The 22,727-nt window shown below is 51.0% G+C and carries 21 protein-coding genes and 1 pseudogene; 11 read left to right on the plus strand and 11 right to left on the minus strand.

The window, feature by feature from the left end; translation table 11 throughout:
• Position 1 precedes the first annotated feature (1 nt).
• A pseudogene (locus tag AC6IB1_RS04100) lies at positions 2-1,423 on the plus strand (IS1182 family transposase).
• A 143-nt stretch (positions 1,424-1,566) separates the two neighbouring features.
• Here AC6IB1_RS04100 and AC6IB1_RS04105 read toward each other — a convergent pair.
• From AC6IB1_RS04105 to AC6IB1_RS04115, 3 genes are all read right to left on the minus strand, one after another.
• A complete protein-coding gene (locus tag AC6IB1_RS04105; RefSeq protein ID WP_497567928.1) occupies positions 1,567-2,718 on the minus strand; it encodes a glycerate kinase in 1,152 nt (383 codons plus the stop codon).
• A gap of 21 nt (positions 2,719-2,739) precedes the next feature.
• Positions 2,740-4,098 carry a GntP family permease gene (locus tag AC6IB1_RS04110; protein WP_497567929.1) on the minus strand — a complete coding sequence of 453 codons (1,359 nt, stop codon included), beginning with the start codon at positions 4,096-4,098 and terminating at the stop codon, positions 2,740-2,742.
• Positions 4,099-4,212: 114 nt separating this feature from the next.
• The gene (locus AC6IB1_RS04115) at positions 4,213-5,343 is read right to left on the minus strand and encodes a CdaR family transcriptional regulator (protein WP_497567930.1); all 1,131 of its coding nucleotides are present in this window, start codon (positions 5,341-5,343) and stop codon (positions 4,213-4,215) included.
• Positions 5,344-5,505: 162 nt separating this feature from the next.
• Between AC6IB1_RS04115 and AC6IB1_RS04120 the strand changes: the two genes are divergently transcribed.
• From AC6IB1_RS04120 to AC6IB1_RS04145, 6 genes are all read left to right on the plus strand, one after another.
• Positions 5,506-5,883: a YacL family protein gene (locus AC6IB1_RS04120; RefSeq protein ID WP_497567931.1), complete on the plus strand. Its 378-nt coding sequence runs from the start codon at positions 5,506-5,508 to the stop codon at positions 5,881-5,883.
• Between the two features lie 275 nt (positions 5,884-6,158).
• On the plus strand, positions 6,159-6,497 hold the full coding sequence (gene glnK, locus AC6IB1_RS04125; protein WP_005502084.1) for a P-II family nitrogen regulator: 339 nt from the start codon (positions 6,159-6,161) through the stop codon (positions 6,495-6,497).
• Positions 6,498-6,518: 21 nt separating this feature from the next.
• Positions 6,519-7,748: an ammonium transporter AmtB gene (locus AC6IB1_RS04130; protein WP_497567932.1), complete on the plus strand. Its 1,230-nt coding sequence runs from the start codon at positions 6,519-6,521 to the stop codon at positions 7,746-7,748.
• Positions 7,749-7,911: 163 nt separating this feature from the next.
• On the plus strand, positions 7,912-8,928 hold the full coding sequence (locus AC6IB1_RS04135) for a Fe(3+) ABC transporter substrate-binding protein (protein ID WP_154124510.1): 1,017 nt from the start codon (positions 7,912-7,914) through the stop codon (positions 8,926-8,928).
• A 76-nt stretch (positions 8,929-9,004) separates the two neighbouring features.
• Complete coding sequence (locus AC6IB1_RS04140; RefSeq protein WP_497567933.1) at positions 9,005-10,636, plus strand: ABC transporter permease; 1,632 nt, start codon at positions 9,005-9,007, stop codon at positions 10,634-10,636.
• Positions 10,633-11,661, plus strand: a complete 1,029-nt coding sequence (locus AC6IB1_RS04145) for an ABC transporter ATP-binding protein (protein ID WP_497567934.1) — start codon at positions 10,633-10,635, stop codon at positions 11,659-11,661. Before AC6IB1_RS04140 ends, AC6IB1_RS04145 begins: the two co-directional genes overlap by 4 nt.
• A 59-nt stretch (positions 11,662-11,720) precedes the next feature.
• On the opposite strand, the gene AC6IB1_RS04150 is transcribed toward AC6IB1_RS04145, so the two are convergent.
• The gene (locus AC6IB1_RS04150) at positions 11,721-12,326 is read right to left on the minus strand and encodes a TetR/AcrR family transcriptional regulator (RefSeq protein ID WP_497567935.1); all 606 of its coding nucleotides are present in this window, start codon (positions 12,324-12,326) and stop codon (positions 11,721-11,723) included.
• Positions 12,327-12,569: 243 nt separating this feature from the next.
• Between AC6IB1_RS04150 and hpt the strand changes: the two genes are divergently transcribed.
• A complete protein-coding gene (gene hpt, locus AC6IB1_RS04155) occupies positions 12,570-13,103 on the plus strand; it encodes a hypoxanthine phosphoribosyltransferase (protein ID WP_497567936.1) in 534 nt (177 codons plus the stop codon).
• 77 nt (positions 13,104-13,180) lie between these two features.
• On the opposite strand, the gene can is transcribed toward hpt, so the two are convergent.
• Positions 13,181-13,828, minus strand: a complete 648-nt coding sequence (can, locus tag AC6IB1_RS04160) for a carbonate dehydratase (RefSeq protein ID WP_497567937.1) — start codon at positions 13,826-13,828, stop codon at positions 13,181-13,183.
• A gap of 343 nt (positions 13,829-14,171) precedes the next feature.
• Between can and AC6IB1_RS04165 the strand changes: the two genes are divergently transcribed.
• The 3 genes from AC6IB1_RS04165 to AC6IB1_RS04175 are packed head-to-tail and all read left to right on the plus strand — an operon-like array spanning position 14,172 to position 17,530.
• Positions 14,172-15,824, plus strand: coding sequence for a SulP family inorganic anion transporter (locus AC6IB1_RS04165; protein ID WP_497567938.1), 1,653 nt, complete (start codon positions 14,172-14,174; stop codon positions 15,822-15,824).
• 15 nt (positions 15,825-15,839) lie between these two features.
• Positions 15,840-16,763: an ABC transporter ATP-binding protein gene (locus tag AC6IB1_RS04170; protein ID WP_497567939.1), complete on the plus strand. Its 924-nt coding sequence runs from the start codon at positions 15,840-15,842 to the stop codon at positions 16,761-16,763.
• On the plus strand, positions 16,760-17,530 hold the full coding sequence (locus tag AC6IB1_RS04175; protein WP_497567940.1) for an ABC transporter permease: 771 nt from the start codon (positions 16,760-16,762) through the stop codon (positions 17,528-17,530). The genes AC6IB1_RS04170 and AC6IB1_RS04175 overlap by 4 nt, the downstream gene beginning before the upstream one ends.
• Positions 17,531-17,576: 46 nt before the next feature.
• Here the strand turns inward: AC6IB1_RS04175 and panC are convergent, their stop codons facing one another.
• The 6 genes from panC to dksA form a co-directional block, all read right to left on the minus strand.
• Positions 17,577-18,455: a pantoate--beta-alanine ligase gene (panC, locus tag AC6IB1_RS04180; RefSeq protein ID WP_497567941.1), complete on the minus strand. Its 879-nt coding sequence runs from the start codon at positions 18,453-18,455 to the stop codon at positions 17,577-17,579.
• A 14-nt stretch (positions 18,456-18,469) separates the two neighbouring features.
• A complete protein-coding gene (gene panB / locus AC6IB1_RS04185) occupies positions 18,470-19,264 on the minus strand; it encodes a 3-methyl-2-oxobutanoate hydroxymethyltransferase (protein WP_497567942.1) in 795 nt (264 codons plus the stop codon).
• A gap of 51 nt (positions 19,265-19,315) precedes the next feature.
• Positions 19,316-19,798, minus strand: a complete 483-nt coding sequence (gene folK, locus AC6IB1_RS04190) for a 2-amino-4-hydroxy-6-hydroxymethyldihydropteridine diphosphokinase (RefSeq protein ID WP_497567943.1) — start codon at positions 19,796-19,798, stop codon at positions 19,316-19,318.
• A complete protein-coding gene (pcnB, locus tag AC6IB1_RS04195) occupies positions 19,795-21,150 on the minus strand; it encodes a polynucleotide adenylyltransferase PcnB (RefSeq protein ID WP_497567944.1) in 1,356 nt (451 codons plus the stop codon). Before pcnB ends, folK begins: the two co-directional genes overlap by 4 nt.
• 104 nt (positions 21,151-21,254) lie before the next feature.
• Positions 21,255-22,127 carry a tRNA glutamyl-Q(34) synthetase GluQRS gene (gluQRS, locus tag AC6IB1_RS04200; RefSeq protein WP_497567945.1) on the minus strand — a complete coding sequence of 291 codons (873 nt, stop codon included), beginning with the start codon at positions 22,125-22,127 and terminating at the stop codon, positions 21,255-21,257.
• Between the two features lie 74 nt (positions 22,128-22,201).
• Positions 22,202-22,651 carry an RNA polymerase-binding protein DksA gene (gene dksA, locus AC6IB1_RS04205; RefSeq protein WP_005502053.1) on the minus strand — a complete coding sequence of 150 codons (450 nt, stop codon included), beginning with the start codon at positions 22,649-22,651 and terminating at the stop codon, positions 22,202-22,204.
• Positions 22,652-22,727 lie beyond the last annotated feature (76 nt).

Below are 22,727 nucleotides of genomic sequence, written 5' to 3' on the forward strand. Positions count from 1 at the left end.
CATGCTTAAAGACCCTGGCCCTCAGCAATATGAAATCGAGATGGTGACACTCGAACAGTTGGTCCCCAAAAACCATCTCGTTCGCAAAATCGATGCTGCCGTCGACTTTGAATTTATCCGTGACGAAGTCGCCCATCTCTACTGCCACAACAATGGCCGCCCTGCGATAGACCCCGTTCGCCTGTTTAAAATCCTGCTCCTAGGCTTCCTCTTCGGCGTCAAAAGTGAACGCCAGCTCGTCAAAGATATCGAGGTCAACGTCGCTTACCGCTGGTTCCTTCGCATGTCGCTAACCGAAAAGGTGATTGATGCGTCCACCTTGAGCCAGAACCGCCGCCGTCGCTTCAACGATACCGACGTGTTCGAGCGCATCTTCATCCGCATCGTCGAGCAGGCGATGAACAAAGGCATGGTCGAGGGACGCGTCTTATTTACCGACAGCACTCACCTGAAAGCCAATGCCAACAAGCGTAAATACCGTAACGAACTGGTGAAACAAAACGTCAGTGCTTATGCCGAGCTGTTAGATGAAGCGGTTGACGCTGACCGTGCAGCAGAAGGAAAACGCCCACTCAAACCGAAAGATGGTCACATTGAGAAAAACACCAAAGTCAGCACCACCGACCCAGACAGCGGGTTCATGACACGGGACCAAAAACCACAGGGCTTCTTCTACCTTGACCATCGCACCGTCGACGGCAAACACGGCATCATCCTCGACACCCATGTCACGCCAGGCAATGTGAATGACGCCCAACCGTATATCGCCCGTCTGGATACCACGTTAGCGCGCTTTACGCTCTCGCCTGTTGCCGCCGGGCTTGATGCCGGTTACTTCACCGCGACTATCTGCCATGAACTGGAACAACGGCAAATGCTGCCGATAATGGGATACCGCCGGCCTCACCGTACGAAGAATGCCATCAAGAAAAAGCACTTTCATTACGACAAAGAGACGGACCGCTATCTCTGTCCTCAGGGACAGGAGCTGGTTTACAAGACCACCAACCGTCAGGCATACAGCGAGTATCACTCTGACCCACAGATATGCAAAACCTGTCCGCTGCGCGATGATTGCACCAAGAGCTAGAATCACAAACGGGTGATAACCCGGCACCTGTTCGAGAAATCGGTAGAGAATGCCAATGCCTTGAGGCTGACAGCCTGGGGAAAGAAAGTGTACCGACGACGGGCAGAGACGGTGGAGCGAAGCTTCGCAGATGCCAAACAACATCATGGCCATCGCTATGCGAGGTTCCGTGGTCTGTTGAAAGTACAAATCCAATGCTGGTTGGCGGCAGCAGCGCAAAACATCAAGAAGATAGCCTTACTGGAGGCTTATCTTCGCAAAATTGGGCTTAATACGCGCCAAATAGCTCAGATAGTGAAGCAAATCAGCTTCTGTGGGTTAAAAGCAGCCTGAACATAACAATATGGAAAAATAGCGCGATCGCGGCCTTCGGCCGCTAACAAAAGAAAACCCCGCTTGAAAAAGCGGGGTTAGTCAGCAATCTGAAGCCTCCGACAGGAGGCTTTCTTGGTTTTGGGGATACTGGGTCCTAGGTCCTAGGTCCTGGGTCCTAGATTCAGGCTCAGAGCCAGCGTTCTCGCCACGTTTGCTGCCGTGTTTTCCACATTAACTGCACCCTCCTTGAGGGCATCAGCCAATGCTACCGGGCGCGGCACCACGCTGAATACCGCATCAATACCATGTTCATGCACCACATCCACATCGTTGGACAGACACCCGGCAATCCCAATCACCGGCAGCTTGTACTGCTTGGCGCAGCGGGCAACGCCAATCGGGGTTTTACCGTGAATGGTCTGGCTGTCGATTCGCCCTTCACCGGTGATCACCAGATCAGCGTCTTTCAGCTGCTCTGACAGGTTCACTGCATCCATGACAATGTCGATGCCCGGACGTAAGTCAGCATTAAAAATGCCCATCAGGGCTGCGCCCATGCCACCTGCCGCGCCCGCACCGGCACGGTGTTTTACGTCGCTGCCCAGTACGGATTTTATGATGTCTGCAAAGTGGGAGAGATTGGCATCCAGTTCGTTTACCATCTCCGGTGTCGCCCCTTTTTGCGGGCCGAAAACCGCCGATGCGCCTTTTTCACCACACAGTGGGTTATCCACGTCACAGGCTACTTCCAGCTTTACCTGGGACAGGCGAGGGTCCATCCCGCTGCAATCGAGGGTATGCAGCTTGTTCAGTGCGCCGCCCCCTAAACCGATATCATTGCCGTCTGCATCCAGCAGTTTGACACCCAATGCCTGCGCCATACCGGCGCCACCATCGTTGGTGGCACTGCCGCCAATACCGACAATCAGGTGTCTGGCCCCTTTATCCAGCGCCGCTTTGATCAGCTCGCCGGTTCCAAAGCTGGTGGTGACCAGCGGGTTGCGCTGCGAAGGGGGAACCAAATGCAGGCCAGACGCTGCGGCCATTTCAATCACCGCTGTTTCCCCGTCACCTAGAAGGCCAAAGAAGCCTTCAACGGGGGTGCCAAGCGGGTCGGTGACATTGACCGTGATGATCTGGCCACCGGTTGCATCAACCAGTGACTGTACTGTGCCTTCGCCGCCGTCTGCCATGGGCAGTTTGGTATAGCGCCAGGAAGGAAAAACGTGTTTAAAACCATTTTCTATTGCCTGAGCGACTTCTGCGGCACTCAGGCTTTCTTTATAAGAGTCGGGGGCAATCACGACGTGCATTCTTGGGCTCCAAAAAGCAAATTACAGAAGTATCAAACTAAGGATGTAAACCGTGATGATACCGGTCACCCCCTGAATCAGGGTGGCAACGGTTTGCGCACGGTATGCTGTGCTGACAGACATCTTACTGAACTGGGTCACGACCCAGAAGAAGCTGTCATTGGCATGTGAAACGGTCATGGCGCCTGCACCAATCGCTAATACAGTCAACACCCGTCCCATCTCAGAGGCAAGGCCAAGATCGCCAAGCAATGGGGCAACCAGTGCGGAGGTGGTGACCAGGGCAACGGTTGATGAACCCTGCGCTGACTTCAGTGCGGCAGAGACAATAAATGGCATGAAAAGACCGATGCCCAGTGTTGATAATGCCTCGCCAAGTTGTGGGCCAACACTGGTTGCTTTAAGCACCGCACCAAATGCGCCGCCGGCACCGGTGATCAAAAGGATTGGGGCTGCTGTTGAAATCGCATCAGCAACCTGTGCCGTCAGGGCTTCTCCTTTGGTGGGTTTTTCCTCAGAAGTTTTCACCAGAGGCAGGGCGATAAACAGGCCGACAACCAGCGCGTTGAGTGGTGCACCGAAGAAGGCCAGCACGGTTTTCAGCGTGCCATCGCCAAGAGGTGCACTGGGATAATTAGCAATAGAACCCAGGCAAATCAGAAGAATAGGGATCAATATGGGTGAAAAAGCCTGGGTTGCAGTTGGCAGCTTGCCATAGCGGGCTTTAAGTGCTTCGTAGCTTTCTGCCACTTCGTTATCTTCGCCACACGTATAACGTGATGAGACAATGTTTGCCCAGAGTAAGCCTGCCATCGCGGTTACTGCGGCCACAATCAGACCAAGGCCAATAACCAGACCCAGATTATTGGTGAGATCCAGGTTTCCGGCGGCGGCAATCGGTCCGGGCGTTGGCGGAACAAAGGTGTGGGTAGCATAGAGGCCGGTTGCCAGTGCGACACTCATACCGACGGCAGAGACGCCCATACGCTTGGTCATCGCCCGTTTCAGAGAGTTGAGGATTACATACCCAGAGTCGCAAAATACCGGAATAGAAACCAGATAACCAATCAGTGACATCGTCAGGCGGGGGAAGCGTTCGCCCAGCAGCTTGATGATGGTATCAGCCATGGTAATGGCAGCACCGGAGCGCTCCAGAATGGTGCCGATAATGGTTCCGAGCATGATCACCAGACCGATATACCCCAGAATGCCACCAAAACCACCGCTGATGGTTTTTGCGATGTTTTCCAGAGGAAGACCGGAGAGCAATGCGGTTAAAAAGGCTGCGCCAAGCAGTGCCAGAAAGGGGTGAATCTTAAATTTGGACGTTGATAGCACCACGAAGGCGATGGCTATCAATAACACGATAACGAGTTCCATGAATAAATCTCCTTGTAGGGTCGTGAAGTATTGTTATGTTGTTATCGTGTGTATTTTCCAGACTGATATTGATAAAACTATGTTTTTTTCTACAAAATATTTCCCTTTTAAGGGCTATTTTTTATTTATATCAACAATCCACTGTGAAGTTGGTTTGATCGTTAATGCCGCGTAAAGCAGCCCTTTTTGCTGAAAATTTGTCAGCGAGAGGCCGGTACATTCCTCAATTTGTTTCAGGCGGTAACGTACCGTGTTGGGGTGCACAAACAAAGATGATGCCGTTTTATCGATATCGCTGTTGTGGATGAACCAGACACGCAAGGTCGTGAGCAGATCCGGGCTTTTCCCTTCGATTGACCTGAGGATGTTATTGATCTGCCCAAGTTTCCACGGTTCTGACACCGGGTTCAGCAACGCGGCAAGCGGGTAATCCGAGAGCCTGGCCTGATGGACGTTATCCTGCAAGCCATTGAGGACAGAGCACAGTCCGAAAAAAGCATTGCGTATGTCGTCAATGTCAGAGACTGGATCACTGAACACCCACCGACACCGGTTGGCAACAGGGAGCTGTTTTAACAGTCGCTGGATATTTTTTGCCCAGTACTGGTTGAGTGTCTCCGGCTTTTTACCTTGAAGCGGCACTAAAACCACCAAGATCACGCCACTGCAACTGGCTTTGAGGATGTGAGGATGGATGGACGTCAGTTGCGTGGTGAGGGTGCGCTGGTCAACATCAATAGGATGCTGGCAAAGGGCGACACCGTAGGGTGTATCCAAATTCACGTTCAGCTTGCCAGCCAGCGAGCGTAAGTGATCTTCGTGGGTTTCATGGTATAGCCATTGGAGAACAAACTCTTCTTTTCTGGTTTCACTCCATCGCAACAGATCGAGTTCATGTGCATGTTCTACAGTCATTTCCGCTGCCATGCGAACCAGCTCACCATACTGCCTGACAGCCTCCAGCTTTCCGGATATCCCAACCACACCGATGGCCTGCTCCTTAAAAAAGATTGGCAGGTTAACCCCCGGTTTTACCCCCCACATGTTGTGTTGCATCTCTTCAGTAATCTCAATAGTCCGTTTTTCCGACAAGGCGAGAATGGCGCCTTCATGACGCTGGTGAAGCCGGGAGTGATCTGTTGAGGCAATGATATAACCTTGTTCATCCATCACGTTGAGCGCGTTATTTATAATCTTTATCGCGCGTTGGACAATGGCATTGGCTAAGTCTGGCGTAATCTTCATGGGTAGGATGCGAATGAGTGTCGACGATGATCACTAGGTTACTTTTCGCAAATGGCAACACGCCCAACAGAAAGCCAATTCTGTGACCTGCATGGGTGAAAAAACGCATTGCATCTTTAAAGAGAATATCAACAATGACCTCTCAATAATCGGAGGGTACCTGTGGACTACGAATTTCGACGTAATACTTTAGACGACAGCTTCCATGCTGAGCTCTCTATGGGGCATGAAGCCCTAGGGCGCTGGCTGGTGGATGAGTTGGGAACCGATCATGATGCCATTGATGAGGTGCTGGAAAACCTGAACCGGGTGATGCAGCAAGGTGGCGAGTGGTTGCGTCCCGGTAAGGTGTTTCACCTGCAACTGACACAGGAAGAAGCGCTTGTGCAGGCCAACAGTGTCATTGAAGGTGGCGAGGAAGAGATGCCGGATGTGGATTTGCACGCTTATGAGGAAGAGAGCGTGTCATTGTGTGGTCCGGAAGACCTTTTGTCAGTGCTTGAAGCCTGGCAAGACTTTATCCGTCGCTACGGACGTTAATCTCCTTATTTTAAAATCTAACGGAAAGGATCTCCGTTGGCTCACCTTCCACTTTTTCCTGTCTTTATTTCCTATGTCCCTTTTTAGTGCATGGTTTGGGAGGGGATCTTTTCTGCCTGATCACGGTGAAACTAGAGCACCAAAATGGTGCAATAAAAGTGGGTTATTTTTAAAGTTCCATATAACTAACTGAATATAAACATAAATAAAAATTGGCACACCATTTGTTTATTTCTTGTCCAAAGAGAAGTTAAATCAGGATCAAGGAGACGGCAATGAAATTGATCAACGCAATTATCAAACCCTTCAAGCTCGATGATGTGCGTGAAGCATTGGCCGAAGTTGGCGTGGATGGGATGACAGTAACGGAAGTCAAAGGTTTTGGCCGTCAGAAAGGGCATACAGAGCTCTATCGTGGCGCGGAATACCAGGTGGACTTTTTGCCGAAAGTAAAATTGGAAATTGCTGCACATAGCGAAAATGTGGATGACATTATCGACGCTATCAGTAAGGCGGCGCAGACCGGAAAAATTGGTGACGGAAAGATTTTTGTTTATGACCTCCAGCAAGCGGTACGTATCCGTACCGGCGAGATGGACGCAGAAGCGATTTAAGGGTTAGGGGAGGAAGTAAAGATGGAACTGACAACAACTGTGACAGAGCTGCGTTATGCGCTCGATACCTTTTTCTTTTTAATGTCAGGTGCGCTGGTAATGTGGATGGCAGCAGGCTTTGCCATGCTGGAAGCCGGGTTGGTACGCTCCAAAAACACCACAGAAATTCTCACCAAGAACATCTGTCTATATGCCATTGCCTGTACGACGTACTTGTTGGTGGGCTACAACATCATGTATGTCGACAACACGGAAGGCGGCTGGCTGCCATCGTTCGGTGCCTTGATTGGTACCCAGAGCGAAGGCGCGGATCACTCTCTTGAATCAGACTTTTTCTTCCAGGTTGTCTTTGTTGCGACGGCAATGTCCGTGGTTTCCGGTGCAGTGGCTGAGCGGATGAAGCTGTGGGCTTTCCTGGCATTTTCGGTGGTTCTGACGGCATTTATCTACCCCATGGAAGGGTACTGGACATGGGGCGGCGGATTCCTGTCACAAGCCGGTTTCAGTGATTTTGCAGGTTCAGGCATTGTTCACATGGCAGGCGCAGCAGCGGCACTGGCTGGGGTTCTCCTGCTTGGTGCCCGGAAAGGAAAATATGGCAAGAATGGCCAAATCTATCCGATTCCCGGTTCAAACCTGCCACTGGCAACATTGGGTACCTTCATTCTGTGGTTCGGCTGGTTTGGTTTTAACGGCGGTTCACAACTGATGGTGTCTGACTTTGAAAACGCGACAGCAGTGGGACAGATTTTCCTGAACACCAACGCTGCGGCAGCGGCGGGGGCCATTGTGGCACTGACTGTGTGTAAGGCAACGTGGGGTAAAGCCGATTTGACCATGGTTTTGAACGGTGCGCTGGCAGGGCTTGTTGCCATTACCGCTGACCCTCTTTCTCCGGCTCCGGTTGCCGCACTGACTATCGGTGGTCTGTCGGGGGCACTGGTAGTGATCAGTATTGTTGGTCTGGATAAACTGAAAATTGACGATCCTGTGGGTGCAATTTCGGTGCACGGCACCTGCGGCCTGTTTGGTCTGTTGGCTGTTCCTTTCAGCAATGCCGATGCGACATTCGGTGCACAAATTTTCGGGGCGGCGGTTATCTTCGTCTGGGTATTCGGTGCGAGCCTTGCTGTGTGGGCGCTGTTGAAAGCGACAATGGGTATCCGTGTCACTGAAGAGGAAGAACTTGAAGGCATGGATTCGCACGACTGTGGTGTTGATGCTTACCCAGAATTTGTCAGTGTGAGATAAGCGGTAATAGCCATTGTTGGTATCGGGGCCCTGCATTTTATGATGCAGGGCCCTTTTTTAGATAGGCTGTTTGCACAATCTATTGCGCACACAGGGATGATGTGTATACTAATCTAATTGATAAACGTTATCATTTAAATTTGCGCTTTAGGAAGTCATGGATATGAAAAAGTTGCTGTCTGCATCTGCGTTGATGCTTGGGGTTATGGGTACTGGCGTAGCGCAAGCTGCAGAAGAAGTTAATGTCTACTCCTATCGTCAGCCATTTCTGATTGAGCCGATGCTGGATGCATTTACGAAAGAAACGGGCATCAAGGTAAACGTAAAGTTTGCCAAAGAGGGGTTGGCAGAGAAACTGCAACAGGAAGGTGAATACAGCCCAGCAGATGTTTTGCTGACGGTTGATATCGCACGTCTGAAAGAACTGGATAACAAAGATTTGGTTCAGGCCCTGGACAGTGAAGTGATTGAAAGCAACGTTCCTGCCCAGTTCCGTGACAGTAATGATCGCTGGTTTGCCCTGACATTGCGCGCCCGTGGTGTGTACTCGTCACGCGATCGTGTTGGTAAGCTGGGTAACGACTTTGATTATATGGATCTGGCTAAGCCTGAATTTAAAGGAAAAATCTGTACTCGTTCAGGTAAACACCCCTACAATGTGTCATTGATTTCTGCTGTTATCGCCAATCATGGTGAAGCAGAAGCGAAAGCCTGGTTGGAAGGTGTGAAAGCAAACCTGGCACGTAAGCCTCAAGGCAACGACCGCGCACAAGTGAAAGCTATTTCTGAAGGACTGTGCGACGTTTCTCTAGGTAACAGCTACTATCTGGGCAAAATGTTAGCAGATGAGAAACAAATTCCCTGGGCTGAAAGTGTTTACCTGAACTATCCGGGCCAGAATGCGAATGGTACCCACGTAAACGTGAGTGGCATGGCAATGGCGAAATACGCACCGAACAAAGAAAACGCACAAAAACTGATGGAGTTTTTGACGTCAGATGTGGCACAGAAGATGTACGCGGAACTGAACTATGAAGATCCAGTGAAGCCAGGCGTAGCGAGCTCTGAACTGGTTGCTTCCTGGGGAGAGTACCGTGCAGATGACTTGTCTTTGGAACGCATTGCCGAGAACCATGAGAAAGCAATGAAGCTTCTGGACGAAGTGAAGTTTGATCTGTAAGTCACAAAACCTGTATAGCTAAGGGGGAAGGTGCTTCCCTCTTTCGCTGTATTCTGACGCCATAATGTTGTAGGCAATGTTAGAACAGAACCGATTTTTGAAAACCAGTAGTTGGGCTTTTTCCCTGCTGCTGGTTTTGCCTGTTTTGGCGATTTTTTATACCGCGCTGGGTGAGTCCGATGACGTTTTTGGTCATTTGGTGTCGACGGTGATGGGGACCTATGCTCTCAACACCACGCTTTTGGTGACAGGCACGGTATCACTGGCCTTACTGATGGGGATCCCCTCAGCCTGGTTGTTGGCGAATTACGCGATTCCCGGTGACCGCTGGTTGCAGTGGGCGTTGGTCCTGCCTCTGGCGATGCCGGGGTATATTGTCGGTTATATTTATACCGATTGGTTCGATTATGCCGGCCCTATTCAGTTACTTCTTCGTGATCTTACTGGCTGGACATCTGCTGCCCAGTACTGGTTCCCTGATTTACGTACCTTGCCCGGCGCCTGTTTTGTACTGGCATTGGTGCTTTATCCTTACGTTTACCTGCTTGCCCGCGCTGCGTTTATGGAACAAAGTCTGACGCTGACACAATCTGCGCGCCTCTTGGGTTGTACGCCGACACAGAGTTTTCTTCGGGTTTCTCTGCCACTTGCCCGTCCGGCGATTGCCGTCGGCGCATCCCTGGTGGCGATGGAATCGCTGGGGGATTATGGCACTGTCAGTTATTTTGCGGTCAGCACCCTCACAACCGCGGTGTATGACACCTGGCTGGGGTATTCCAACCTTAATGCTGCGGCAAAAATTTCAGCCATCATGCTGGTGGTGATTTTCCTTCTGATCAGCAGTGAACGTTACAGCCGCCGCAAACAAAAGCTTTTCAGCCAGAATGTTACGCCAGACACCATCACCAAGGCATCATTACGTGGCAAGTATAAAGTGATCGCAACGGTGTGGTGCTGGGGGCTGTTTATGACTGCGTTTGCCGCACCACTTGGCCAGTTATTGATTTATGCCTGGGATTACCATTCCAGCAGTTCTATCGAAGAATTTGCCCAGTACAGTGCCAACAGTCTTTATGTGTCGCTGATTGCGGCTGTGCTCGCCCTGATCATTGCACTGCTGGTGAATTTTTATAAGCGTCTTGCAGGCAATGCAGCCAGTAATGTCCCTATCCGTATGGCGTCAATGGGTTATGCGGTACCAGGAACTGTGTTGGCCATTGGTGTACTGATTTTCCTGACCAGTGCCGACCATATGATTAATGATCTGACCAATATGATGGGTTGGGGCAGGCCTGGCTTGATTCTTTCTGGCACTATGTTCGCCATGTTGACGGCTTTTGTGGTACGTTTCAGTGCAGTTGCGATAGGCAGTGTAGAGTCGAGTCTTGCCAAAGTATCGCCGTCATTGGATATGGCCGCCCGAACCATGGGATGCAACGTGCGAAGCATGATCCAGCGTGTGCAGTTGCCACTCATCCGCCGTGGTTGCCTGATTGCGATGTTGCTGGTGTTTATAGAGTCGATGAAAGAACTCAATGCGGCATTACTGCTGCGTCCTTTCAACTTCGAAACCCTGGCGACCTATGTGTTTAACTACGCCTCTGACGAGCACCTCGAATACGCGGCACTGCCTGCGGTGCTGCTGGTGCTGGTGGGACTGATACCTCTGATCATGATTAACCGTTCTCTGGAGCAAAGCCACTCATGAGTTGTGCACTGACCGTCAACAACCTGATTTGTCGATATAACGGCCAGGCAGTGTTGAATGATCTCACGTTCCGCGTTGAGAAAGGTGAAATTGTCTGCCTGCTGGGCGCGAGTGGCTGTGGCAAAACCACCTTACTGAAAGCCATTGCGGGCCTGCTGCCACTGGATGCCGGTGAGATGAGCATTAACTGCCGTCAGATTGTGGGGGAAGGGGTAAGTGTGCCGCCTGAGCAGCGCAATATCGGGATGATTTTCCAGGACTACGCCTTATTCCCACACCTGACCGTGGCGGAAAATGTGGCTTTTGGTCTCAAAGGCTGGGACAAGGTGGCAATAAAGGCGCGTGTCAATGAAATGCTGGCACTGGTGAAACTGGATGGTCTGGGGAAACGTTATCCACATCAGCTTTCTGGCGGACAGCAGCAACGTGTCGCGATTGCCCGTGCGCTCGCCAGTAAACCAGACTTGCTATTGTTAGATGAACCTTTCTCTAACATTGATACCCAGGTGCGCCACAGCCTGATCAAAGAAATTCGCAAGATCTTCAAAGAGCAGGACGTCACAGCAATATTCGTGACCCACAGCCGTGAAGAAGCGTTTGCATTTGCAGATAAGCTCGCGGTGATGAACAAAGGCGTGATTGAACAATACGGCGGTGCAACAGAGCTCTACTACCGGCCGAGCAGTCGCTTTGTGGCCGATTTCCTGGGGCATGGCTCTTATGTGCCGGTGTCTGTCAACGGTGACCAAAAAATGTACACGCCGTTGGGTGAGTGGCCGGTTGAGCAAGCTGCAAATGGTGATGCGCTTGAGTGGCTAATCAGGCCGCAGAACCTTTCCATTACCCCCGATGAAGCGGGTAATGGGGTAGTGAGTGACGTGCAGTTTATGGGCGATAGCTGTCGTTATCTGGTCGATGTCAATGGCCAATGCCTGATGGTGTACTCTAACCAGTTACTCGATACGGGTGATAAGGTTCGTCTCGATATCAGGCCGCATCCGCCAGTGCTGTTTGAAGCCAGCTAATCACAGCGTATGAAAAAACCGGCAGCGGCCGGTTTTTATGGCTGGAGATAACGGTTATCTCAATGGCTGCATAGCATATCAATATAACCATCGGCCTGGCGGATCAGTGCGTCCTTATCCGGCTGCTGGTGGGTCTGCAGATAAAGAATGTAGCAGACACCATCAAAAAGGCGTGCCAGTTCAGTGGCAGATCGGCGCTCCGGGAGCACGCCTTCCTCAATGCTATGGGCAAACAGTGCTGTGTACAGGTCCAGCACCACATTCTTGCCTTCCACGAAGTTCGGCCAGATATCTTCACGAATTGACGTGCTCCATTCGTACCATACCTTTAACCATTCTTCGTCAGCCAATGCTGCGTCAATCAATGCTGAGGTAACAAAAGAGAGTGAATTGCGAACATTGTTTTTACCCAGATAGAGATGGCGCGTAATAATTTGCTGGAATTCGATTTCTGCGGCTTTTAGCACTGCATCAACGAGGTCTTCACGGGTGGGAAAATAATTAAACACAGTCGCGACTGAGACCTGTGCTATATCGGCAATATCTGCATGTCCTGCGCGCCCGATACCGCGCTTGGAAAACACTTCCAGCGCATAGCCGAGCAGTTGTTCTTTTCTCTGCTCAGGCGACAAACGGGTTCTGGTACGTCCATTTGATGTAGTCATCCTGGTTCCTGCCAACTTGTTTTGAAACAGGATTGCCTCAATATGGCAATCTTTCTATTAGTGTCCGGTCTTTCTTTACAACTGCTCGATGAGTGTACAACAGCAACCAGTTGCTTAACAATGACCACGCATAATTGGTCGACGAAATTTTGACGTGTATCGAGTAGGATCAAAACGGGGGCAGTGATAGAATGTGCGACCTCATTACACAGGCAGTCTGGCGGATAACCGTCGAGGGTTAGAATGAAACATACCGTAGAAGTGATGATTTCAGAGCAGGAAGTCCAGCAACGTGTAAAAGCGTTGGGTGCTGAAATCACTGAACATTATAAAGATTCTCAAGACCTGGTCTTGGTTGGCTTGTTACGTGGTTCTTTCGTCTTTATGGCTGACTTGGCGCGTGCTATCGAACGGCCACATTCTGTCGATTTTATGACCGCATCCAGCTACGGCAATGCAATGGAAAGCAGCCGCGATGTACGCATCCTGAAAGATCTGGACGACGACATCAAAGGAAAAGATGTGCTGTTGGTGGAAGACATTATCGACACCGGCAATACCCTAAGCAAAGTCTGTGACATCCTGTCTATTCGTGAACCAAACTCGATCCGTATCTGTACACTGCTCGACAAGCCTGAGCGTCGCGAAGTTGATGTTCATGTGGATTGGTATGGCTTTAAGATCCCGGATGAGTTTGTCGTTGGTGTTGGCATCGACTATGCGCAGAAGTACCGTCACCTGCCGTATATTGGTAAAGTGGTTCCGTTGGAAGACTGATTCCTCCTGCGAAGAGTGAAAAAAGCGATCGTCGGATCGCTTTTTTGCTATTTAGGCATCTGTATGGTGATGGCGGGTTAACCGGGGACCAGTTCGGCCATGGCTGCTTCATAACCCGCTTCCAGTGTCTGCAAATTGTTTGCCGTCATGCCTAAATCTTTCAGCACACCATCACTGATGTCGTAAAACCAGCCATGGACCTTAATATCCTGCCCGCGCTCCCATGCTGAGCGCAGTATCGTAGAATTTCCCAGGTTATAGACCTGCTCTGCCACGTTGATCTCACACAGTCGGTTTCCCTGTTCTTCCAGGCTCAGTGAACTCAGGTATTTTTTATGCTTGCGGTAGAGATCGCGGATGTGCAACAGCCAATTGTTGATAAGCCCCAGTTCCTGGTTTTCAATCGCCGCATGCACGCCACCACAGCGATAATGGCCACAAATGATAATGTGCTTTACCTTGAGCACGTCAACGGCGTATTGCACCACTGACAGGCAGTTGAGGTCGGTGTGGATCACCTGATTGGCGACGTTTCGGTGCACGAAAAGCTCGCCGGAGTCCAAGCCGGTTAGCCGTTCCGCCGGCACCCGGCTGTCGGCACACCCTATCCAGAGGTATTCAGGATGTTGGGATTGGGCCAGCTCAGCAAAATAGGCAGGGTTGTCTTCCTTGATGGTTTTCGACCATTTTACATTGTTAGAGAAAAGTTGCTTGATTTGCGCCATGGTGCCCCCCTGAAACATGCTGAGCGAGACTATACACCACAACAGATAATAATTAGATACAATTTAACTATTTCCACTTAACGTATTAACTCCTCTTACCAGCAACATAGTTGATATAACGGATCCCTTGTTGCACCGTTGAACGGTATACTGGGGGCGCTGAACTACCTATTCTTCAATCAGTTGGGTGAAAAATATCTGACCTTTTCACAATGCGTAGTGATAGGCCGTGGCAAACGGTGTTTTTCATGCCGTGAAGTCCGGCAGCAAAAAAACAGCTCCAAGCCTGCCTGGGCAATCCGGCAATTCGCTGAAAAAAGGAAACATTAAAAGGGAGCACGTTGTGAATTTCGACCGGTTCAAACACTGGAGCTTGAAAGGTGACATTTTCGGTGGTGTCACGACTGCCATCATTTCTCTTCCCCTGGCACTGGCATTTGGTGTCTCATCCGGCGCGGGTGCGGAAGCCGGTTTGTGGGGCGCAATTCTTGTTGGACTGTTTGCTGCGCTGTTTGGCGGCTCATCCACCCTGATTTCTGAACCGACTGGCCCAATGACAGTGATCATGACTGCGGTCCTGACCTCGATGATGGCCCGTTACCCGGAAACCGGCATTGCCATGGCATTCACTGTGGTGATGATGGCGGGGGCATTCCAGATTCTTTTGGGCACGCTGAAGCTGGGTAAGTACGTTACCCTGATGCCATACAGCGTGATTTCAGGCTTTATGTCAGGCATCGGTGTGATCCTGATTTTGCTGCAAATCAGCCCGTTGCTTGGACACGCTGCTCCGCCGGGAGGAGTACTTGGAACGATTCAGGCATTGCCGGAAACCGTGTCTAACCTCAGTGTCAGGGAGCTGTTTCTGGGGCTGCTGACCCTGGGGATCCTGTTCTACTTTCCGAAAAAATACCGTAAGTATGTTCCTGCACAATTGGTCGCCTTAGTTGCAGTCACACTGCTTTCCGTGTTGTTTTTTGATCCCGGCAGTATCCGCCGCATCGGTGAAATTCCGACTGGGCTTCCTTCTATCGTCCTGCCGACCTTCACCCCAGAGCTTCTGACCACTATGGTGATTGATGCCTTAGTGCTGGGTACATTGGGCTGTATTGATACCTTGCTGACCGCAGTGATTGCAGACTCCCTGACAAGGGAAGAGCACAACTCGGATAAAGAACTGCGCGGCCAGGGCATTGCCAATATGATTTCCGGCCTGTTTGGGGCGCTGCCTGGTGCCGGCGCCACCATGGGAACCGTGGTCAATGTGCAGGTTGGCGCGCGTTCTCCTTTGGCCGGGATTGTCCGGGCGCTTATCCTTGCGGCTGTAGTGTTGGTTGCAGGTTTCCTCACTGAACCCATTCCGATGGCGGTGCTGGCGGGTATTGCCCTGTATGTGGGGATTAACATTCTTGACTGGAGTTTCCTGCAACGCGCCCATAAAGTAAGCCTGCATCAAACCGCGATCATGTATGGTGTGATGGCGTTGACAGTATTTGTTGACCTGATTGTGGCGGTGGGGCTCGGTGTCTTTATTTCAAACATTATTGTGATAGAGCGGCTTAGCCGTGAGCAGGCCAAGCAGGTGAAAGCCATCAGTGATGCAGATGACGATGATGTCCCCTTGTCAGATGAAGAGCGGGCATTATTGGATGAATCTGATGGCAAGGTATTGTTTTTCTATCTCTCTGGCCCAATGATCTTCAGCGTGTCCAAAGCCATCTCCCGACAACATACCCGGATTGGTGATTATCGCGTGATGATCCTGGATTTGAGTGATGTGCCTTTGATTGACATGACCGTGGGGCTGGCGCTGGAAAATGCCATTGCTGATGCCCGCGAAGCGAACTGTACGGTGTTCCTGCTCAGCCCACATGAGCAGACCACCGAACAGCTTAAGCGTCTCCATGTTGGCAACTGGGTTGCTGATACGCATATGTTCGACTCCCGTTATGATGCACTTCATGCCGCCAAGCGGTTAACGGAAGTCATGCCTTAAAAGAAAAATAACGCAATGAAAGCAATAGAAATCGACAATCTGGTCAAAACCTATGGCACAGATGTCAAAGCGCTGAAGGGGATATCTCTTTCCGTTCAGGAAGGCGATTTTTACGCTCTGCTCGGTCCAAACGGTGCTGGAAAATCAACCACCATTGGCATTCTCAGTTCTCTGGTTAACAAAACCGCCGGCAAGGTCAAAATCTTTGGCTATGACATCGATACCGATCTGGTGGAAGCGAAAAAGCAAATTGGTCTGGTGCCACAGGAGTTTAATTTCAACCAATTCGAAAAGGTTGAGCAAATTGTGGTTAATCAGGCCGGTTACTACGGTGTGGAGCGTGACGAGGCCAAACGTCGCGCCAAGAAATATCTCAGCCAGCTGGATCTGTGGGATAAACGTAATGAGTCTGCCCGCAACCTGTCCGGTGGCATGAAGCGTCGGCTGATGATTGCCCGTGCGCTGATGCATGAACCGAAACTGTTGATCCTGGATGAACCTACCGCAGGGGTAGATATTGAACTCCGCCGCTCGATGTGGACATTCCTGCAAGATATCAACAAACAGGGCATCACCATCATCCTGACTACCCACTATCTGGAAGAGGCGGAAATGCTGTGCCGAAACATTGGCATTATTAACCGGGGGGAGCTGATTGAGGATACCTCGATGAAGGCGCTGCTGAAAAAGCTCGATGTGGAAACCTTTATTCTCGATCTGGCGCCGGGCAGCAGGGTAGAGCACTTGGAAGGGGTGAAATGGGTGCAGCTTGATGACCATACCCTGGAAGTAGATGTCCATAAAGATACTGGATTGAACACAGTGTTTGAACAATTGTCAGCGCAGGGCACAAAGGTGCTTTCTATGCGCAATAAAGCCAACCGTCTGGAAGAGCTATTCGTGACTCTGATCCGTGAAAATGCGGAGGCCAAAGCGTGAATAAACTGTATTGGGTAGCGTTTAAAAGCCTTATCATCAAAGAAGTGACGCGTTTCACCCGTATCTGGGTGCAAACGCTGGTGCCGCCAGCGATCACCATGACGCTGTATTTCATTATTTTCGGGAACCTGATAGGCAGCCGTATTGGTGAAATGGGCGGTTTCAGTTATATGGCCTATATTGTGCCGGGCCTTATCATGATGTCGGTGATCACCAACTCTTACTCCAATGTTGCCTCGTCGTTTTTCAGTGCAAAAATGCACCGCAACATTGAAGAGCTGATGGTTGCGCCGGTGCCCAACTACATTATTATTGGCGGTTATGTTGGCGGGGGCGTGGCGCGTGGACTGGCCGTCGGGCTTATGGTCTCTATGGTGTCGCTGTTCTTTGTCGATTTAAACATTGCCCATTTTGGGGTGATTGTTGCCACCGTGATCCTGACATCTGTGGTGTTTTCCCTGGGGGGGCTTATCAATGCGGTGTTTGCCAATAGCTTTGACGATATCAGCATTATCCCGACCTTCGTGCTGACGCCGCTGACCTATCTGGGTGGTGTATTCTATTCGCTCTCGCTGTTGCCTGAGTTCTGGCAGGGGGTGTCCAAGCTGAACCCGATTGTCTATATGGTCAATGCCTTCCGCTATGGCTTCCTTGGCGTATCGGATGTGAACATCACAACGTCTTTTGCGGTGCTTGGACTGTTTGTTGTCGTGCTTTACAGCTTGGCCTGGTACCTTATCAGTCGTGGGATTGGCCTGAGAAGCTAACACTGTGCAGACGAAAAAAAACCGCCGCTGGCGGTTTTTTTAAGGCTTATTCTTCGCTGTCATCACTGACCTGAGGCGCTAAATCGACCGTCAGGTTGTCGATAAGGCGGACTTGCCCAAGGAAGGCTGAAGCCAGGATCACCGCTTTGCTGGTATGTTCGGTGATGGCCTGCAGGGTATGGGCATCACGGATGAAAATTTCATCCGGCTCCAGACCGGCAGCACGCAGTTGGTCGTTTCCGTCCAACACCAGCTCACTGTAATCATTTCGGCCACCGCGCATCTGGCTGCTGATCCAGCGCAGGGTTTTTGCAAGGACTGGCGCACGCTGGCGTTCATCTACGGTCAGGCGGCTGTTGCGGCTGCTCATCGCCAGTCCATCCATTTCGCGTACGGTAGCAACAGAAATGATCTCGATGGGCAGACAGAGATCCTCCACCATTTTCCTGATCACCGCGAGCTGTTGGAAATCTTTCTCACCAAAACAGGCAACATCCGGTTGCACCATATTGAACAGTTTGCTGACAACCGTTGCCACCCCCCTGAAATGACCCGGACGGGATGCACCTTCCAGCACACCTGACACGCCCGGCACATCGACAAAGGTATGGTTATCCATGCCATTGGGGTACATCACCTCGGCGGTTGGGGTGAATACCAGCTCAACGCCTTCGCAGTTCAGCTTGGCAATGTCTTCATCCAGTGTGCGCGGGTATGCCGCCAGATCGTCAGTTTTATCAAACTGCATGGGGTTGACGAAGATGCTGACAACAACGACATCGGCATTTTCACGTGCCCGTCGTACCAAGGTCAGGTGACCGTCGTGCAGATGGCCCATCGTAGGGACAAACGCGATGCGTTGCCCTTCACGTCGCCATTGCAGAACTTGTTCACGTAATGGGGCAATCTCAGCGATTACTTGCATTTTATCGGCATTCCTTAGTTAAACGTCTGTTCAGGGCCAGGGAACTCACCGCTTGCCACTTCTTCAATATAGCGCGACACCGCCTGACGCATGTCGCCTGTTTCTTTCAGGTAGTTTTTGGAAAAACGTGGGATGTAGTTGGCAGAGATGCCAAACATGTCGTGCATCACCAGTATTTGACCGTCTGTCACATTACCGGCACCAATACCGATGACAGGGACGCCGACAGCATCTGTGATGCGCGCTGCCAATGCTTTTGGCACGCATTCCAGCAAGATGATTTGCGCGCCGGCTTTTTCCAGCACCAAGGCGTCCTGAACCATTTGTTCTGCTTTGTCTTCGTCGCGACCCTGGATTTTAAAGCCGCCGAAAATATTGATGGACTGCGGGGTCAGGCCGAGGTGTGCACACACTGGCACGGCACGCTGGGTGAGCATGGTAACGGTTTCCGCCAACCAGGCGCCACCTTCCAGTTTGACCATATTTGCGCCCGCCTGCATCAGTACCGCTGCATTTTTACAGGCTTGTTCAGGCGTAGCATAAGACATAAAAGGCATGTCAGCCATCAGCAGGCAATTGGGACTGCCAGCACGCACACTGCGGGTGTGGTAGGCAATCTCATCCACCGTAACGGAGAGGGTGTCACCTTTACCTTGTAAAACCATGCCAAGAGAGTCGCCAACCAGCAATACCGGCATGTCCTGCTCTTCAAATAATTGGGCAAAACTGGCGTCATACGCCGTTGCCGAGGCAAATTTACGTCCTTCTTGCTTCCATGCCATCAAGGTGTTAATCGTCACTTTTTTCATCTTGTCTCCCAAACCCTGCTTGTTTTCGCTAAAGTGCCGAGGCGGATGTGCTTATGCGAGGATGGTCAGGCCGTTTTTGTCCGTGACGGCGACCAGTTCTGCGACAGCACTGCCATCAGGCAACTGCAAGTCAGGGGCGATTTCGGCGAGAGGGTAAAGCACGAATTCACGTACTTTCATCCCGTAGTGTGGAACGGTAAGCCGTTCGCTTTCCAGTTGGAGATCCCCGTAAAGGAGGATATCCAGGTCAAGAGTCCGGGGGCCCCAACGTTCATCTTTACGTTCGCGACCAAACTCCAGTTCAATGCGTTGAGTATGATCCAGAAGATCTAACGGTGGTAGCCCGGTGTCAATGGCTGCAACTGCATTGACATAATCCGGTTGGTCTGAAGGGCCCATCGGTTTACTGGTGTAAAGCGATGAGACACAGACAAACCGGCTGTCCGGCAACTGTTTAAGGGCTTCAATCGCCTGCTGGGCTTTTTCTGCCGGATTGCCAAGGTTACTGCCTATCGCAATGTATGCACGGATCATGATTCTGATTTTGGTTTACGGCTACGTGGTTTGCTCTTTCGGCGACGGCGGATTTTTTTCGCTGCACTCGCTTTGTTGAGCAGCTGAACCATTTCATAGCGGCCATCGCGATCGGCTTTTTGGAATTCATCCCACCAGGTTGCCAGCTCTTTTAACTGGCCGCCTTCAATCTCTCCGCGCATTTCCAGAAAATCAAATGCGGCGCGGAATTTGTTTTGCTCTAGCAGTTTGTAGGCGCGGTTGCCCGAGCGGCGACTGAGACGGAGCTGCAGTTGCCAGATATCGCGGATCATTGCGGTGAAGCGGCGCGGGATGGCAATGCTTTTCACCTGCTCATCCAGAATGTCGTTCGCGGCCACCATAAAGGCATCGTAATAGCTCAGGCCACTTTCGAACGCAATTTCTTCCGCGCGGGTCTCGAGCGGATACCACAGCATGGCGGCAAACATAAAGGCAGGATTGATCCGCTGATCTTTGGCGACACGGGCGTCGGTAGATTTCAGCACCAGCTCCAGCATTTTTTCGCACTTGCTACTGCGATCTTCGGTGAAGTGTTCTTCCAGAAGCGGGAACAGTGGCGAAAACAGATTAAAATCGCGAAGCAGTCGATACGTTGCTAAACCCTGACCAGATTGCAACAGCTTCAGGCTTTCTTCAAACAGGCGTGCCGCCGGAATATCACGAAGCAGGTGAGCCAGCGCCGGGATAGGGGCAGCCGTCGCCTCGTTAATGCGCATATCAAGCTTGGCGGCAAAACGTACAGCGCGCAACATGCGTACCGGATCTTCGCGGTAGCGGGTTTCCGGATCGCCAATCAGGCGGATGGTGCGGTTTTTCAGATCTTCCACACCGCCGGCATAATCACGTACCGAGAAATCATCAATGTTGTAATAAAGGGCATTGATGGTGAAGTCGCGACGCTCAGCATCTTCATCAATAGTACCGTAGACATTATCACGCAGCAGCATTCCGTCATTGGAGCGGGCAGCAGCCTTGTCGCTTTTATCGCCCGCATGGTGACCACGGAATGTGGCGACCTCAATCACGTCACGACCAAACAGAATATGCGCCAACCGGAAACGGCGCCCAACCAGGCGGCAGTTTCTGAACAGTTTTCGCACTTCTTCCGGGGTGGCATTGGTGGCAATGTCAAAGTCTTTTGGCTGCTTGTTTAACAGTAAATCACGCACACCTCCGCCGACGAGGTATGCCTCAAAGCCAGCCTTATTCAGGCGATAGAGCACCTTCAGCGCATTTTCGCTGATATCTTTTCTTGATATACCGTGCTCTTGGCGTGGAATAATCTCTAGCTTCAGGTCGTCAATCGCGCGTGTTTTATTATCGCGATTCAATACCTTACGGCAAAAGCTGGTAACTCGATTAAAGATAACTCACCTCGTATCTGACAGGTCGGCCCATAAAAACGACGGCATATCATATATCACAGCTTTGCATTTTAGAAAGCTGTAATCACTTCCGTCTTGCTTGGCAGCTTGGAGATCTGCCAGTTTTCAATGCCCCATTGGAGCAAATCGGTCACGGGCGCGCCGTGCAACTCTTTTGGCGGCGGATGGCCTAAAAATGTCAACGCTGCCTCCATCGCTGGGCCGGGGCGGGCATTGTCGATGGCGGGAGCATGGTTTTGCTTAGAAAGCTTATTCCCGTCGCTGTTGAGTGCAAGTGGCAAGTGCAAATAACTCACCTGGGAGGCACCCAGTTTTTGATACAGAGAAACCTGTCTTCCTGTCGGCTCAATCAGATCTGCACCGCGTACAACTTCAGTGATGCCTTGATAGATATCATCCAACACCACGGCCAGATTATAGGCAAACAGGCCGTCACGGCGTTTGATGATGAAATCTTCTGCCGCCATGGCAGGGTCCAACGACATGACACCGTGCTTGATATCAACGAACTCAGTAACAGGGTTATCGATGCAGACCCGCACAGCAGATCCTTCGTTACCTAACGTCCGGTGGCGACAGGTGCCGGGATAGAGGCCACCTGCATCCTTGATTTGACGTCGCGTACATTGGCAATAATAGGCTTCGCCAGTAGCGAGCCAGGCATCAATTTGGGCCTGATAGGCGTCATAACGGTCATGTTGGTAGAGTAAGCTGTCATCCCAGTGCAGGCCATAGGCTTCCAGTGTTTTAAGAATAGCGTCAGCCGCACCGGTCACTTCCCGTGGCGGGTCAATATCTTCAATACGAACCAGCCACTTCCCGTTATTGGCCCTGGCTTGCAGGTAACTGCCAAGGGCAGCAATCAGAGAGCCAAAATGGAGTGGGCCAGAGGGTGAAGGGGCGAACCGCCCGATATATTGCATTTTCTGTTTCTCTGAAAAAGGAAAAAGGGAGCTTTAGCTCCCTTTTTGCCATGAAACTGGGTAAAACGGTAGGCTTAGCCAGCCATTTGCTTTTCTTTGATTTCTGCAAGGGTTTTGCAATCAATACATAGATCAGCGGTTGGACGTGCTTCTAGGCGGCGAATGCCAATCTCAACACCGCAAGAATCACAGAAACCGAAATCATCGTCTTCCAGACGCTGAAGGGTCTTGTCGATCTTTTTGATCAGTTTGCGTTCGCGGTCGCGGTTACGCAATTCCAGGCTAAATTCTTCTTCCTGTGCCGCACGGTCAACAGGATCGGGGAAATTTGCCGCTTCATCTTGCATGTGATGTACAGTACGATCAACTTCTTCCCTGAGCTGATTGCGCCACGCTTGGAGGATTTTACGGAAATGATCAACTTGTTGATCATTCATGTATTCCTCGCCAGCCTTCTCTTGGTAAGGTTCTAACCCGGCGGTAGCCAGGATGCCCAGCGATTTTTTTACTTTGCTTTCTGGCATTAAGCGTTCTCCTAAATACACCCTGACCTGCTCGGTCAAAAGAGGGCGGTATCTATATCAGAAACCCTATAACGAG

The organism is Grimontia sp. THUN1695 (genome assembly GCF_059704325.2).